This is a genomic window from Paraburkholderia sp. MM6662-R1 (assembly GCF_050436245.1).
Lineage (GTDB): Bacteria > Pseudomonadota > Gammaproteobacteria > Burkholderiales > Burkholderiaceae > Paraburkholderia > Paraburkholderia tuberum.
Genome location: NZ_JBNDLV010000001.1, coordinates 1,461,198 through 1,476,654 on the forward strand (window position 1 = coordinate 1,461,198; position 15,457 = coordinate 1,476,654).

Genomic DNA, 15,457 nt, shown 5'->3' on the forward strand with positions numbered 1-15,457 from the left:
ACAGCGTTTTCCGTCGATCCGCCATGACCACCCTGACAGCCCAATCGCTCAGTCTCGATCACCTCGTCGTCTCCGCGCGCACCTTGGACGAAGGCGTCCAGTACGTCGCCGATACGCTCGGCGTCGCGCCGGCCGGCGGCGGCGCGCATCCGCTGATGCGGACCCACAATCGCCTGCTCGGCCTGTGGGGCGGGGTCTACCTGGAAGTGATCGCCATCGATCCGCACGCCGCGGCCGAGGCAACCGATGGCACCGCGCCGCGCCCGCGCCTGTTCGCGCTCGACGACCCGGCGACGCAGGCGCGACTTGAAAACGGGCCGTATCTGTCGCATTGGGTCGCGCGCGTCGAACGGCCGAAGCATCTGGCGACGTGGCAAGCGCAGTATCCGCACCGCATCGCGCCGGTCGTGCCGATGACGCGGGGCGATTTCACGTGGGGCCTGACGGTGCCCGACGACGGGTCGTTCCCCGCGTGGCAAGGCGCCGGCGACGGCGTGCTGCCCTCGCTGATCCAGTGGGACTCGACGCGGCATCCGTCGCAGTCGCTGGCGCCGACGAACCTCGCGCTGAAAGCGTTGAAAGCCGTGCATCCGCGGCCAGAGCTGATTGGCGAGCAACTGCGCTGGCTCGGCGCCGCGCACCTGCTCGACGTACAGCCGACCGACGGCGCGGCGGCGCTCGTCGCCGAATTCGAAACACCCGAGGGTTCTCGAACCCTCGGATAAACAGCGCGTGATTGGGCAACCCCCGTGGCAACCCCGGTGGCACCCCAGCGGCAATGGTTGGCCAGTCGCGCGATAATTGAAATTTTGACCGGTTCCAGAAATACCAGAGGAGATCATGGACCAAAGCGACCTGAAAGCCCCGACGTGGCAATTGTCCGAACGCGCGCGCAAGCTCACGAGCTCCGCGATCCGCGAGATCCTGAAGGTCACGGAACGGCCCGAAGTCATCTCCTTCGCCGGCGGCCTGCCCTCGCCTGCCACCTTCCCGGCCGAGCGCATGCGCGAGGCGTCCGACCGCATCCTGCGCGACACGCCCGCCGCGGCGCTGCAGTACAGCGCGACCGAAGGTTATCTGCCGCTGCGCGAATGGGTCGCGCAGCGCTACTCGATCAACGGCGCGCAGATCCGTGCGTCGCAGGTGCTGATCACGACCGGCTCGCAACAGGCGCTCGACCTGCTCGGCAAGGTGCTGATCTGCGTCGATAGCCCCGTGCTGGTCGAAACGCCGACCTACCTCGGCGCGCTGCAATCGTTCTCGATGTACGAGCCGCACTACGTGCAGGTGCCAACCGACGAGCAGGGCCTGATCCCCGAGGGCCTGAAGCCGGAACTGACCAATGGCGCGCGTCTGCTGTACGCGCAGCCGAATTTCCAGAATCCGACGGGCCGCCGTCTGCCGGTCGAACGCCGCCGCGCGCTCGCCGAGTTCGCGAAGACCGCGCCGTTCCCGGTGATCGAGGACGATCCCTACGGCGCGCTCGACTACGCGGGCGAACCGCTGCCGACGATGTTGTCGATGGCGCCCGATCACATCGTCTATCTCGGCTCGTTCTCGAAGGTGCTCGCGCCGGGTCTGCGCGTCGGTTTCATCATCGCGCCCGAGGAGCTGATCTTCAAACTCGTGCAGGCCAAGCAGGCCACCGACCTGCACACGCCGAGCTTCACGCAGCGCATCGTGCACGAGGTGGTCAAGGACGGCTTTCTCGACACGCACGTGCCGACGATCCGCGAGCTGTATCGCAACCAGTGCGACGCGATGCTCACCGCGCTCGAACGCTATATGCCCGAAGGCGTCAGCTGGAACCGTCCGGAAGGCGGCATGTTCATCTGGGTCAATCTGCCGGCGGGCATCGACACGATGAAGCTGCTCGAGGAAGCGGTCGCGCAGAACGTCGCGTTCGTGCCGGGCGCTCCGTTCTTCGCGAGCGAGGCGCAGCACAACACGCTGCGTCTGTCGTTCGTCACGGTGCCACCGGCTAAAATCGACGAAGGCGTGGCGCGTCTCGCCGCACTCGTGCGCGCGAAAATCTGAACGGCGTTAGCCGCACTGCCATCGGGGTGAAGCTTGCACGCGCGTTGCGTGCGGACTTCGCCCCGCCTGCATTCATGCAATCTCACCGAAACGAGGAAACGACATGGCTCAATCGAATGTGTACGACAAGCTCAAGGAACTCGGCATCGAATTGCCGGCGGCGGGTGCGCCGGCAGCGGCCTATGTGATGAGCGCGCAAAGCGGCAACACGGTGTACCTGTCGGGCCACATCGCCAAGAAGGACGGCAAGGTGTGGGTCGGCAAGCTCGGCGCGACGCTCTCCACCGAGGAAGGCAAGGCCGCCGCGCGCTCGATCGCGATCGATCTGCTCGCCACCTTGCATGCGCACGTCGGCGACCTGAACCGCGTCACGCGCGTCGTCAAGCTGATGAGCCTCGTCAACTCGACGCTCGAGTTCACCGAGCAGCATCTGGTCACCAACGGTGCGTCCGAACTGATCGCCGACGTGTTCGGCGAACGCGGCAAGCACGCGCGCTCGGCGTTCGGCGTCGCGCAGATTCCGCTCGGCGCGTGCGTGGAGATCGAGCTGATCGCCGAGGTCCAATAGCATCGACGCGATGTGACAATGCGTGCGGTGTCGCGCGAGATCGGCACCTGATTCACGCCGCATTGCGATTGAAACGCGCCGACCGGTGTCACGCACCGGCGGCGCGTTTCTGTTTTATGGCGACGGTGGATCGCCGCCGCGCAGGCGGATAGAATCCGCGAACTCCCTCAATGTCCATTGCACCGGGGCCTGTCGATGTCCGCTCACACCGTTCGTTTCAAACAGGTCGACGTGTTTACGTCGACACCGTTCAAGGGCAATCCGCTTGCCGTCGTGTTCGATGCCGACGCGCTCGATACCGCGCAAATGCAGGCCATTGCGCGCTGGACCAATCTGTCCGAAACCACGTTTCTGCTAAAGCCGACCGACGCGGCCGCCGACTATCGCGTGCGCATCTTCACGCCGGGGGGCGAGTTGCCGTTCGCGGGTCATCCGACCTTGGGCACCGCGCATGCTTTACGCGAAAGCGGCTACCAGCCGAAGCAGGCCGGCAAGCTGATCCAGCAATGCGGCGTGGGTCTCGTCGAACTCGAAGCGCTCGACGGCGGCGACAACATGCACGGCGCATGGGCGTTCGCCGCGCCGCCCGCGCGCGTGACACCGCTCGCCGAGCATCGTTACGAAGCGCTGTCTACGGCTTTACGTAGTCAGGCGATCGACTTCAGCGCGCCGCCATGCGCGGTCGACAACGGTGCGCCGTGGCTCGTGGTGCGGGTCGATTCGGCACGCGCCTGCCTCGCGCTCGAACCCGACGCGGCGGCGCTCGCCGAGCTCGCGCATTCGGTCGACACGCACGGCGTCGCCGTGTATGGACCACACGACGCCGACGGCCCCGCGACGTTCGAGGTCCGTTGCCTGATGGCGGGCGGCGGCTTCGGTGTCGGCGAAGACCCGGTGACGGGCAGCGCCAATGCCGCGCTCGCGGGTCTGCTGAACCTGCAGCACCGTCGTCCCCCTGCACGCTACACGGCGCGTCAGGGCACCGCGCTCGGGCGCGCGGGCCACGTGTCGGTCCACTACGACGATGCGCGCGGCAAGATCTGGATCGGCGGGCCTTCGGTGACGATCGTCGACGGCACGTGCCGGCTCGCGTAAGCGAGCTGCGGCTTCGCGCGCACGCCACGGCGACACGCCACATGCCGCCGCTTCACACCACAAAAAGCCGCAGCGCGATGGCGTCGCCATACCTGGTTCTCCGAATTCATCGTGGCCGGATTGCAAAAGCCCTGCCAGAAACTGCCGAGTGGCAGGCACCGTTGCCGACGAAGTCTTCGACAAATCCCGGACCGGTCGCGTCATAAGACCGGCGATGCAGGCCAGGTGAACAGCCGCATCCAGGCGCTCGCCGCGCGAGCGTATACCCCATGCCCGGAAGCTTCCTTAATCCAGTGGCATTCAGTAATATCGAACCGTATCCGATGACCTGCGGACGGTCCGGCGCGGCGCCACGCCCTCTCATCCTGCGCAGCAGCTTTGGCATCTTGGTCACCATGCAGCCATCCATCTATTTCGCGCAGTCGATGCCCATGCGTTTGCAAGCGGCCCGCACCCAGCCAAGGCCCGCGCGATGACTCAGTCCCGCTTCTCGGAGCCGCGCGAAGCCAGGCCGCGACGCGATCCATTGGTCACGCGCCGGCGCGCATTGCTCGTCATTCCCGCCCTCGGGGTACTCGTACTGATCCTGCTGTGGACCGTGATCTTCGCGCGGCTGTCGGTAGAAAGGGACGCGACGTACCGCGAAGCGATGGCGTCTTCCGCAATACTTTCCGCGGCGCTCGAGCAGCACACCATCAAGGCGATTCACCAGGTCGATCAGATCACGCGCTTCGTCAAGTACGAGTTCGAAAAGACGCCCAATCATTTCGATCTCGCGAGCACGGTCGAAAAAGGCGTCGTGCAAAGCGAAACGCTCGTGCAGGTGTCGATAATCGACGAGCACGGCAGACTGATCGCCAATACGGCCGAACTCAACCCCGCTCACATCGACTTGTCGGACCGCGAGCACTTCAAGGTCCACGAGCACGAAAACGACGACCAGCTGTACATCAGCAAGCCCGTGCTCGGCCGCGTGTCGGGTCACTGGACGCTGCAGATGACGCGGCGTCTCAATCATCCGGACGGCTCGTTCGCGGGCGTCATCGTGGTCTCCGAAGACCCGAGCTACTTTACGTCGGACTTCTACAACAACGCGGCGATCGGCCGCGAAGGCGTGATCGCGGTGATCTCGGACAGCGGCACCGTGCTCGCGCGCCGCACCGGCAACGCCAGCAGGACGAGCAGCACGTTCACCGCGAGCGGCACGTATCCGACCTCGGAGCATGTGTCGGGCACCTACGTCGATTCGATCGACAACGTCACGCGCATCGTGTCGTACCGGCACATCGACGGCTATCCGCTCGGCGTGCTCGTCGGTCTTTCGCAGGGCGAAGAATTCGCCGATTACAACCACACGCGCAACGTCTATCTGTTGATGGCGGGCTTCATCTCGCTCGCGATGCTCAGCTTCTTCGCGGTCGCGACCGGCCTGATAGGCAAACTGCTAGGCCGCGAGCGCGAGATGACGCAACTCGTCGAATACGATCTGTTGACCGGCCTGCGCAATCGCTACGCGACGCTGCAGGCGCTGCGCCATGACGTCGCGCAGCCGTTCAACCTGGGTCGCCTCGCGATTCTTTTTATCGACCTCGACAACTTCAAGACCGTCAACGACACGCTCGGCCACAACGCCGGCGACATCGTGCTGCAGATGACAGCCTCGCGCCTCGCCACCGCGGTCGGCGACGACGGCGCGCTGAGCCGCATCGGCGGGGACGAGTTCGTCGTCGTGATCAAGGGCGACGATGTCGAAAAGCGCGCGGTCGCGCTCGCCGAAGCCGCCGGCGAAGCGTTCTCGAAACCGTTCGAGGTGCGCGGCAGCGCGTTCGTGCTACATGCGAGCATCGGCATCGCGCTGTACTCGGTCGCCAACGAAAGCGAGATCGACCTGCTGAAGAAAGCCGACCTCGCGATGTACAGCGCGAAGGACGCCGGCAAGAACTGCTACCAGTTCTATTCGCCGCATCTGTCGCACCGCGCCGACCATCTGATGAAGTGGGAGCAGCAGTTGCGCGTCGCGCTGGCCGAGGGGCAACTGTTCCTCGCCTATCAGCCGAAGATCGATCTGAAGCGCCGCTGCATCACCGGCTTCGAAGCGCTCGTGCGCTGGAACCATCCGCAGCACGGACTGATCCCGGCCAACGAGTTCATCCCCGTGGCCGAGTCGACCGGCCTGATCGTGCCGATCGGCGACTTCGTGATCGAGACCGCATGCCGTCAGCTCGCGCAATGGCAGCAGCAGGGCTACGACACGCTATCGCTCGCGGTGAACATTTCGGCGGTGCAGTTCTGGCGCGGCGACCTGTTCGAAACGGTCTCGCGCGCGATCGAGGAAACCGGCATCTCCGCCCGTCGCCTCGAACTCGAAATCACCGAAACGACGATGATGGAATTTCCGGAAGTGGTCTCCGAAAAAATCTTCGCGCTGAAGCGTCTCGGCGTACGCATCGCGCTCGACGATTTCGGCACCGGCTACTCTTCGCTGTCCTATCTCAACCGCTTTGCCGTCGATACGCTGAAGGTGGACCGCTCGTTCGTCCAGGCGATTCCGGGCGACCGCAGCGTCTGCGTAATGGTCACCGCGATCGTCAACCTCGCGCGCTCGCTCGGGCTCACGGTGGTGGTCGAAGGCACGGAGACCGAAGAGCAGATTGCGTGGCTGGCCGCGCTCGGCCATATCGAGGCACAGGGCTTCCTGTTCTCGCGGCCAGTGCCAGTGGAGGCGATCCCGGCACTGCTCGAGCGCTTCGGGGTATGCGGCATGAACAGCGTCGGCGGCCGCCGCGTCGCGCACGAAGCCCACAGCGCAAGCAGCCTATCCAGCAACAATTAAAGGACGGGCACCCGCACGGCGGGGCCCGCGCAGCGCCGATGCAGACCATCACGAGCGATGAGGCTGCCCGCCGCGGGCAACGGGAACCGCTATGGACGCTGTTCCGGGTCGTGTGCGGCCTGTCGGCGCTGTCCTGGGGCGGTCTCGCGTTGATGGCGCAGCTCGAGCATCATTACGTGGAACGCGAGGGGCGGCTCTCGCGCGTGGCGTTCTCGGACCTGATCGCGCTCGCGTGGATGGTGCCGGGACCCGTCGGCTGCAACGTCGCCGTGCAGCTCGGGCACGCGCTGCGCGGACGCGCGGGCGCATGGGTCGCCGGGGTGGCGAGCGTACTGCCCTTCTTCACGCTGATGACGCTGTTCGCGATCTTCTATCGCACGCCCATCATGCACACGATCACGTCGCAAACCCTGCTGCATCACTTCAGCGTCGTGCTCGCGACGCTGATCGCGCTCACCTGGTACAAGCAAACCCGCGCGCTCGTGCGGGGCAAGCTCGAATGGACGGCGGCGCTGCTCGGCAGCATCGCGCTGCTCTATGCGCACGGCGCCGCGGCGTATGTGGTGATGCTCGGCGCGGCCTTCGGCGCCGGCTGGTTCGCGAGTCGGGAGCGCGACTCGCGACTCGCCGTGTCGCTCCAGCGCGGCGACTATCGGCTACTGGCCGCGCTCGGCGTGCTGCTCGTGCTGTTTGCGCTGCCGCTGCCGCATCGCTATGACCTCGCGCTGCTGTGGCCGCGCCTCGCTGGCGCCGGCATGACGCTGTTCGGCGGTGGCTTCTCGGCGTTGCCGGTGCTGAAGACGCTGTTCGTCACGCCGGCGGTCGGCGTGTCCGATAACGACTTCACGCTCGCGTTTACGCTGTCGCCGTTGTCCCCGGGACCCCTGCTGAACGTGGTTCCGTTCTTCGGTTATCTCGTCGATGGCTGGCTCGGCGCGCTGATCGCGACGCTCGCGCTATTCGTGCCGTCAGGCTGCCTCGTCGTGCTCGCGCAGCGGCATCTGCATCAGTTGAAGGTGAACCCGCGCTTCGAGCACGGCATGAGGATTCTGCGCGCGGTCACGACCGCGTTTCTCGCGGTCGCGGTACTGCGCATTGCCGTGCACGTACCGCTGGAGCCGATCTATCTGCTGACCTCGACGTTCTCCGCGATGTGCTTCGCGAAGCTGAAGGTGCCGGTGTATGCCGTGTATGGAACGGTGGCGGTGGCGTGCGGTTTGTGGCTCGCGTACGGCGCCACGACGTGATGCGTCGCGGGCCGCACGAAGCCTGCTGCGCCGTTGGCGATCCGGCGGTCCGGCGGTCCGGCGATCAGAACCCGCGCGACAGCACAGCGAAGCCGATCGTCACGACGCCCAGCACGAGATTGATCAGCACGAGACGGCGGACCGTGCCGACCGCCAGCGCGCCATCGGGCCACTTCTGCGCCTGCACCGCGCGGCGAATGCGCGGATATACGGCGAAGCGGATATGCCCGAAGATCAGCATCATCACGATGCCGAGACCGGTCATCGCATGCAGCGGCCAGCTAGCATGAGCGCCGCCGAATTGCATCAGCAGGAAGCCGCCGCTGATCAGGATCACGAGCACCGACACCCCGACCCAGTTGAAGAAGCGCCCAAATACCGACTCCCACAGCGGCAGGCGCAGTTGCGGCGACAGATCGCCGAGCGCAGGGCGCAGGCAGAAATGCGCGAACACCATACCGCCGACCCACACCGCCACCCCGAGCAGATGCAGAAAAAGCGCGACTTCGATAGCCTTGTTCATGTAGTTTTCCTCTCCCGACGACGCCACACCGTTTAGGACACGCAATCCCGCTCAGCACCAACTGAGCGCGTTCGACCATACGTGATGCAGGCAGTTCCGGGTATCGACGTCTATTGCGTCGTGTTTTGTCGTTGTGATCGCGGCCCGTTCATCTGGCCGCGACGCCGCCGCGCCCCGTTTGCTTCCACGCCCTTCGCGCGACGGACTTTGCTGCGACAGACCGCGAGCGCCCCGCATGCTAGCAGGCGCTCACGGTTTTAGAGCGTCAAACTTCGTTAAATCGACTCCATTAAGCCGGCAGCACCGGACGCATGCCGTCGAGCTTCAGCTTGCTGGCGGGCGCGCGTCCCTTGCGCGCACGCTTGCCGACATGCGCCGCAAGCTCGGCGCCGGCCAGCTTCTCCTCGTCGACGCGGCCGCCACGACGCGTGCCGATCAGCATCACGCCTGCTTGATTGATCGCGAGCGCCTGCACGAGCGTTTCGTTGTCGTCGAGCGCCATCAGCGTGACGCCACGGCCGCCGCCCGACAGCGTCTTCATCTCGTCGAGGCCGAACACGAGCAGACGTCCGCCCGACGACAGACACGCGACCTGCGCCGCGTCCGGCAGCATCGGCATCGGCGCGAGCGGCGCGGCGCCGGCGTCGATCGTCATGAACGACTTGCCGGCCTTCACGCGGCTCACCATATCGCCGAGCTTCGCGATGAAGCCGAAGCCGTTGCTCGACGCGAGCATCAGCGCCTGTTCCGCCGACGCCGCGTAGTAGTGCATCAAATGACTGCCCGATTCGAGCTCGATCAGCGACGTGACCGGCACGCCGTCGCCGCGTCCGCCCGGCAGTTGAGCCACCGCGACCGAATAGACGCGCCCGTTGCTACCCCACGCGATCAGCGTATCGGGCGTGCGGCATTGGAACGCCGCGTAGAGGCCGTCGCCGGCCTTGAAGCTGAAGCCGGCCGTATCGAGCCCGTGGCCCTTCAGCGCGCGCACCCAGCCCTTTTGCGACACCACGACGGTGACCGGCTCGTCGACCACGCGCGCTTCGAACGTCGCGCGCTTTTCCTGCTGGATCAGCGTGCGGCGCTCGTCGCCATACTGTTTCGCGTCGGCTTCGATTTCCTTGATCAGCAGGCGCTTCATCGCCGGTTCGCTGCCGAGCAGCTCTTCGAGCCTGGCCTTCTCGTCGCGCAGCTCGGCCAGTTCCTTCTCGATCTTGATCTTCTCGAGGCGCGCCAACTGACGCAGCCGGATTTCGAGGATGTCCTCGGCCTGGCGATCCGTGAGACCGAACGCGGCCATCAGCGCGACCTTCGGCTCGTCCGATTCGCGAATGATGCGGATGACTTCGTCGATATTCAGGAAGACGATCATCCGGCCTTCGAGAATATGGATGCGGTCGTCGACCTTCGACAGACGATGCCGCGTGCGGCGCGTCACCGTCGCGAAACGGAATGCGATCCACTCGTGCAGGATTTCGCTCAAGCCCTTCTGACGCGGCCGGCCATCGCCGCCGACCCATCACCATGTTCAGCGGCGCGTTCGATTCGAGGCTCGTATGCGCGAGCAGCGTGTTGACGAAGTCGGTCTGATCGATGCGGCTCGACTTCGGCTCGAACACGAGACGCACCGGCGCGTCCTTGCCCGATTCGTCGCGCACCGCGTCGACGAGCCCGAGCAGCGTCTGCCGCGTCTGCAACTGCTCGGGCGTCAGCGTCTTCTTGCCAAGCTTGATTTTCGGGTTGGTCTGTTCTTCGATTTCTTCGAGCACCTTCTGCGCGGCCGTATTCGGCGGCAGTTCGGTGATCACGAGTTGCCACTGGCCACGCGCGAGATCCTCGATCTTCCAGCGCGCGCGCACCTTCAGGCTGCCGCGGCCGGTTTCGTACGCGGTGGCGATTTCCGCCTCGCTCGAAATGATCTGGCCGCCGCCGGGGAAGTCCGGACCGGGCACATGCTGCATCAGCTCCGCATGCGAGAGCTTCGGATTGCGGATCAGCGCGACCGCCGCTCCTGCGACTTCGCGCAGGTTGTGCGACGGAATTTCCGTCGCGAGGCCGACAGCGATGCCCGATGCGCCATTGAGCAGCACGAACGGCAGACGCGCTGGCAGCACCTTCGGCTCTTCGAACGAGCCGTCGTAGTTCGGCATGAAGTCGACCGTGCCCTGATCGATTTCGGCGAGCAGCAGCTTTGCGATCGGCGTCAGGCGCGCTTCGGTGTAACGCATCGCCGCCGCGCCATCGCCGTCGCGCGAGCCGAAGTTGCCCTGGCCGTCGATCAGCGGATAGCGCATCGAAAAGTCTTGCGCCAGACGCACGAGTGCGTCGTACGCGGACTGGTCGCCGTGCGGGTGATACTTACCGAGCACGTCGCCGACCACCCGCGCCGATTTGACCGGCTTCGCGTTGTCGCCGAGGCCCATCTCGTTCATCGCGAACAGGATGCGGCGCTGCACCGGCTTTTGCCCATCGCAAACATCGGGCAGCGCGCGGCCCTTGACCACGCTGACCGCATACTCGAGGTACGCGCGCTCCGCGTAGTTGCCGAGCGTCAGCACGTCGCTGTCCGACGGCGGCTCGTTGAAAAGGTCGAGAGTGTTATCGTCGTCCATCTAGATTCCGTGTCCGTGTTTGGCTTGAAGTGTCGTATGCCGCATTGAGGCGCAATGCGCTCAGATGTCCGCTTCCACTTCGTTGCCCTTCTCTTCGAGCCAGCTGCGGCGCGACGCCGCTTCGCCCTTGCCCATCAGCATCGTCATGCGCGCGACGGTCGCATCGTAGTCGAGTTCGCCGAGCGCGACCGGCTGCAGGCGGCGCGTGTCGGGATTCATCGTCGTGTCCCACAGCTGCTCGGCGCTCATTTCACCGAGACCCTTGAAGCGGCTGATCGACCACTGGTTGTCGCGCACGCCGTCCTTGCGCAGCTTGTCGAGAATCGCCTCGAGCTCGCCTTCGTCGAGCGCATAGAGCTTCTGCGCGGGCTTCTTGCCGCGCGCGGGCGCATCGACGCGAAACAACGGCGGACGCGCGACGCACACATGACCGCGCTCGATCAGTTGCGGGAAATGCTTGAAGAACAGCGTGAGCAGCAGCACCTGGATATGCGAGCCGTCGACGTCCGCATCCGACAAAATGCAGATCTTGCCGTAGCGCAGATTCGACAGATCGACCTTGTCGTCCGGATTATGCGGATCGACGCCGATCGCCACTGAAATGTCGTGCACCTCGTTGTTCGCGAACAGGCGATCACGTTCGGTTTCCCATGTGTTCAGCACCTTGCCGCGCAGCGGCAGGATCGCCTGGTATTCCTTGTCGCGGCCCATCTTCGCGGAGCCGCCCGCCGAGTCGCCCTCGACGAGGAACAGCTCGTTGCGGCCGATTTCCGTCGATTCGCAATCGGTCAGCTTGCCGGGCAGCACGGCAACGCCCGAGCTCTTGCGCTTCTCGACCTTCTGCCCCGCGCGCGTGCGCGCCTGCGCCTGCTTGATCACGAGGTCCGCGAGTTTCTTGCCATGCTCGACGTGCTGGTTCAACCACAGTTCGAGCGCCGGCCGAGCGAACGACGACACGAGCTTGACCGCATCGCGGCTATTCAGGCGCTCCTTGATCTGCCCTTGAAACTGCGGATCGAGCACCTTCGCCGACAGCACGAACGACACCCGCGCGAACACGTCTTCGGCGAGCAGTTTCACGCCCTTCGGCTGCAGGTTGTGCAACTCGACGAAGCTCTTGACCGCCTGATAAAGACCGTCGCGCAAGCCCGACTCGTGCGTGCCGCCCGCGGGCGTAGGAATCAGGTTCACGTACGACTCGCGCGTGAGCGGCCCTTCCTCGCTCCACGCGACGACCCACGCCGCGCCCTCGCCTTCGGCGAACGTCTCTTCGCTCGAACGCGAGCTTTCCGCGTAGCGCTCGCCCTCGAACAGCGGAATCAGCAGATCGCTGCCGTTCATGCCTTCGAGCAGATAGCCGCGCAGGCCGTCTTCGTATTTCCAGCTTTGCCGCTCGCCGGTTTTCTCGTTGACGAGCGTGACCTCGACGCCCGGCAGCAGCACCGCTTTTGAGCGCAACAGACGCTGCAATTCACCGAGCGGCAGGTTCGGCGAATCGAAGTACTTCGGATCGGCCCACGCGGTCACGCGCGTGCCGGATTTCTTGTCGGCCTTGGTGGCGGCACGCACTTCGAGCGGCTTCGCGACGTCGCCGTGCGCGAAGCTCAGTTCGGCGACCTTGCCGTCGCGCCACACGGTGACGTCGAGCCGCGTGGACAGCGCGTTGGTGACCGACACGCCGACGCCGTGCAGACCGCCCGAGAACGTATAGGCGCCGCCGGCGGCCTTGTCGAACTTGCCACCCGCGTGCAAGCGCGTGAAAACGATTTCGACGACCGGTACGCCTTCGTCGGGGTGCAGGCCGAACGGAATGCCGCGGCCGTCGTCGTCGACCGAGACCGAATGGTCCGCGTGCAGCGTGACCGTGATTTGCCGGCCGTAACCGCCGAGGGCTTCGTCCGATGCGTTGTCGATGACTTCCTGAATGATGTGCAGCGGATTCTCGGTGCGGGTGTACATGCCGGGTCGTTGCTTGACCGGCTCCAGACCCTTCAACACCTTGATCGACGCTTCGCTATACGCGGCGTTTGGCTTTTTCGTAGACATGATTGACTCGGTGCGTCGGTTCATCGTTGTCCACAGGTCCTGTGGACAGGGCCGTGGACAATGCGTTGAGTATTCAAAAAAAGCGAAACGAAACAACGGGGTTAGGTGGAGCGCCCGCGATGCGGGCAAGCTGTTTTGTCGCGCGGCTTCCGTTGGCGCGCTCGAATGCCGGAGATGGACGCACAGCCCGCCGGGGAAGCCTGTTCGCGGGGTATTGTACTGATTTCGATCACCGCGGCAATTGACCCCGCGCTGAATTGGCCGACTGGATAAGGCGCGGCGGGCGTTGGGGGACATGCAATGGAGGATGGACGGCTCGCAGGACGGCGGCGCGATCGGTATCGGCGGAAAATGCACGGGGCGCGCGCCGGCTGAATTTCGGTGCCGTGCGCGGCGGCGCTTTCTGTTGTTTTTGTGCCGGCCGCGCACGCCGCGTTACTTGACGCGGTTTTCCAGCTCGTCCCAACGTTCGAGCGCGAGCATCAACTCCTCGTCGATCTCGGCATAGCGCTCGGTCAGACGCGCGCCTTCGCGTGCATCTTTCGCGAACACCGAGCCGTCTTCGAGCTGCGCGCCGATTGCCTTCTGTTCGGCCTCGAGGTCGGCAATCATTTTCGGTAGCGCCTCCAGTTCGCGCTGCTCCTTGAACGACAGCTTCGCGCTGCGCTGCGCATTGCGGCCCGACGCGCTGTCCTTCGGCGCCGCTTCTTTCGGCGCTTCCTTGCTCGATTCTTTCTGCGCTTCGAGCGCGAGTTGCTCCGAGCGATCGCGCTGCGTCTGCCAGTCCGTGAAGCCGCCGACGTATTCGCGCCACTTGCCGCCGCCTTCCGAGGCGATCACCGACGTCACGACGTTATCGAGAAACGCGCGGTCGTGGCTGACGAGCAGCACCGTGCCGTCGTAGTCGATCAGCAGTTCTTCGAGCAGTTCGAGCGTCGGAATGTCGAGGTCGTTGGTCGGTTCATCGAGCACCAGCACGTTGGCCGGGCGCGCGAACAGGCGCGCGAGCAACAGCCGGTTGCGCTCGCCGCCCGACAGCGACTTGACCGGCGAACGCGCGCGCTCCGGTGCGAACAGGAAGTCGCCGAGATAGCTCATCACGTGCTTCTTCTGGGCGTTGATTTCGACCCACTCGCTGCCGGGGCTGATCGTGTCCGCGAGACTCTTTTCCAGATCGAGCGCCGCGCGCATCTGATCGAAATACGCGACCTGCGGATTCGTGCCGACGCGCACGTTGCCCTCGTCGGGCGCGAGATCACCGAGGATCAGCTTCAGCAGCGTGGTCTTGCCCGCGCCGTTCGGACCGACGAAGCCGATCTTGTCGCCGCGCATCACCGTGGCCGTGAAGCGGTCCACCACCGCGCGCTCGCCATAGCGCTTCGTCACGTCCGTCAGTTCCGCCACGATCTTGCCGGACTTCTCGCCCTGACCGACGTCGAGCTTCACGTTGCCCTGCACGTTGCGGCGCTCGGCGCGCTCGTTGCGCATCTGCACGAGGCGCGCGATGCGGCCGACGCTGCGCGTGCGGCGTGCCTCGACGCCCTTGCGAATCCACACTTCTTCCTGCGCGAGCAGTTTGTCGAACTTCTCGTTCTCGATGCGCTCGACTTCCAGCTGCTGCGCCTTGCGCGTCTGGTACGCGGAGAAATTGCCCGGATACGACAGCAGCCGCCCGCGATCGAGCTCGACGATGCGCGTCGCGACGCGGTCGAGAAACGCGCGATCGTGTGTGATGAACAGCAGCCCAGCGCGCAGCGACACCAGCAGATCTTCGAGCCAGCGGATGCCGTCGAAGTCGAGATGGTTGGTCGGCTCGTCGAGCAGCAGCACGTCGGGCTGCACGACGAGCGCGCGCGCGAGCGCGGCGCGCTTCTGCATGCCGCCCGACAGCGAGCCGATACGGGCTTCGCCGTTCAGGCCGATCTGCTGCAGCGTGGTCGCGACGCGCGTGCTCCAATTCCATGCGTCCGCGGCGTCCAACGACGATTGCAGCGTGTTCATGCGCGCGAGCAGCGCGTCGTGTTCGGCGCCCTCGGGCGTGTCGGCGAGCTGATGCGCGACCGCGTCGTATTCGTCGAGCAGCGCGCGCGCCTCGGTGAGTCCGGCGGCGACCGCGTCGAACACGGTGTCGTCGGCGTTGAACTCGGGCTCCTGCGGCACGTAGACCGTGCTCAGATGCTGCTGACGCGTGACGAGGCCGTCGTCGGGTTTGGCCAGATCGGCGACGATTTTCAACAGCGACGACTTGCCCGCGCCGTTGCGCCCGATCAGCCCGACGTGCTCGCCCGCTTCGAGCGAGAAATCCGCGTGGTCGAGCAGCGCGACGTGACCGAACGCGAGCTGCGCTCCGGTAATGGTGTAAAGCGACATGGGAATGGGAGAAGACAGCGATGAGTCGGAACTGCTCATTGTACCGGGCGTAGGGCCGGCCGCAGGTATGCCGGGCGGGAACATCCGTGCGATGAAGCGCGCGACACAGTGTGCAACGCTATCGGC

9 protein-coding genes and 1 pseudogene are annotated in these 15,457 nt (G+C 65.2%); 6 read left to right on the top strand and 4 right to left on the bottom strand.

The genetic code is table 11. The annotated features are described in order from the left end of the window. Nucleotides 1-32: 32 nt before the first annotated feature. The 6 genes from OKW39_RS06945 to OKW39_RS06970 all read left to right on the top strand — a co-directional run bounded on the left by OKW39_RS06945 (nucleotide 33) and on the right by OKW39_RS06970 (nucleotide 7,780). On the top strand, nucleotides 33-725 hold the full coding sequence (locus OKW39_RS06945) for a VOC family protein (RefSeq protein WP_429563466.1): 693 nt from the start codon (nucleotides 33-35) through the stop codon (nucleotides 723-725). Between the two features lie 115 nt (nucleotides 726-840). Next, the gene (locus tag OKW39_RS06950; protein WP_090803607.1) at nucleotides 841-2,037 is read left to right on the top strand and encodes a PLP-dependent aminotransferase family protein; all 1,197 of its coding nucleotides are present in this window, start codon (nucleotides 841-843) and stop codon (nucleotides 2,035-2,037) included. A gap of 103 nt (nucleotides 2,038-2,140) precedes the next feature. Continuing rightward, a complete protein-coding gene (locus OKW39_RS06955; RefSeq protein WP_090803605.1) occupies nucleotides 2,141-2,605 on the top strand; it encodes a RidA family protein in 465 nt (154 codons plus the stop codon). Nucleotides 2,606-2,800: 195 nt separating this feature from the next. After that, the gene (locus tag OKW39_RS06960) at nucleotides 2,801-3,700 is read left to right on the top strand and encodes a PhzF family phenazine biosynthesis protein (RefSeq protein ID WP_429562324.1); all 900 of its coding nucleotides are present in this window, start codon (nucleotides 2,801-2,803) and stop codon (nucleotides 3,698-3,700) included. Between the two features lie 472 nt (nucleotides 3,701-4,172). After that, complete coding sequence (locus tag OKW39_RS06965; protein WP_090803602.1) at nucleotides 4,173-6,533, top strand: bifunctional diguanylate cyclase/phosphodiesterase; 2,361 nt, start codon at nucleotides 4,173-4,175, stop codon at nucleotides 6,531-6,533. 38 nt (nucleotides 6,534-6,571) lie between these two features. Continuing rightward, entirely contained in the window at nucleotides 6,572-7,780 is a 1,209-nt protein-coding gene (locus tag OKW39_RS06970; RefSeq protein WP_429562325.1) for a chromate transporter, read from the top strand. A gap of 64 nt (nucleotides 7,781-7,844) precedes the next feature. Here the strand turns inward: OKW39_RS06970 and OKW39_RS06975 are convergent, their stop codons facing one another. The 4 genes and pseudogenes from OKW39_RS06975 to OKW39_RS06990 form a co-directional block, all read right to left on the bottom strand. Next, a complete protein-coding gene (locus tag OKW39_RS06975; protein WP_429562326.1) occupies nucleotides 7,845-8,303 on the bottom strand; it encodes a CopD family protein in 459 nt (152 codons plus the stop codon). 289 nt (nucleotides 8,304-8,592) lie between these two features. Further along, nucleotides 8,593-10,915, bottom strand: a pseudogene (gene parC / locus OKW39_RS06980) (DNA topoisomerase IV subunit A). Nucleotides 10,916-10,975: 60 nt separating this feature from the next. Then, a complete protein-coding gene (locus tag OKW39_RS06985; RefSeq protein WP_090805631.1) occupies nucleotides 10,976-12,961 on the bottom strand; it encodes a DNA topoisomerase IV subunit B in 1,986 nt (661 codons plus the stop codon). A gap of 435 nt (nucleotides 12,962-13,396) precedes the next feature. After that, on the bottom strand, nucleotides 13,397-15,331 hold the full coding sequence (locus OKW39_RS06990; protein ID WP_429336617.1) for an ATP-binding cassette domain-containing protein: 1,935 nt from the start codon (nucleotides 15,329-15,331) through the stop codon (nucleotides 13,397-13,399). Nucleotides 15,332-15,457 lie beyond the last annotated feature (126 nt).

Excerpts from the sequence above, each read along its gene's own strand:
- OKW39_RS06970 (WP_429562325.1), top strand. The coding sequence starts at position 6,572 with ATGCAGACCATCACGAGCGATGAGGCTGCCCGCCGCGGGCAACGGGAA.
- OKW39_RS06975 (WP_429562326.1), bottom strand. The coding sequence starts at position 8,303 with ATGAACAAGGCTATCGAAGTCGCGCTTTTTCTGCATCTGCTCGGGGTG.
- OKW39_RS06950 (WP_090803607.1), top strand. The coding sequence starts at position 841 with ATGGACCAAAGCGACCTGAAAGCCCCGACGTGGCAATTGTCCGAACGC.
- OKW39_RS06960 (WP_429562324.1), top strand. The coding sequence starts at position 2,801 with ATGTCCGCTCACACCGTTCGTTTCAAACAGGTCGACGTGTTTACGTCG.
- OKW39_RS06985 (WP_090805631.1), bottom strand. The coding sequence starts at position 12,961 with ATGTCTACGAAAAAGCCAAACGCCGCGTATAGCGAAGCGTCGATCAAG.
- OKW39_RS06955 (WP_090803605.1), top strand. The coding sequence starts at position 2,141 with ATGGCTCAATCGAATGTGTACGACAAGCTCAAGGAACTCGGCATCGAA.
- OKW39_RS06965 (WP_090803602.1), top strand. The coding sequence starts at position 4,173 with ATGACTCAGTCCCGCTTCTCGGAGCCGCGCGAAGCCAGGCCGCGACGC.
- OKW39_RS06990 (WP_429336617.1), bottom strand. The coding sequence starts at position 15,331 with ATGTCGCTTTACACCATTACCGGAGCGCAGCTCGCGTTCGGTCACGTC.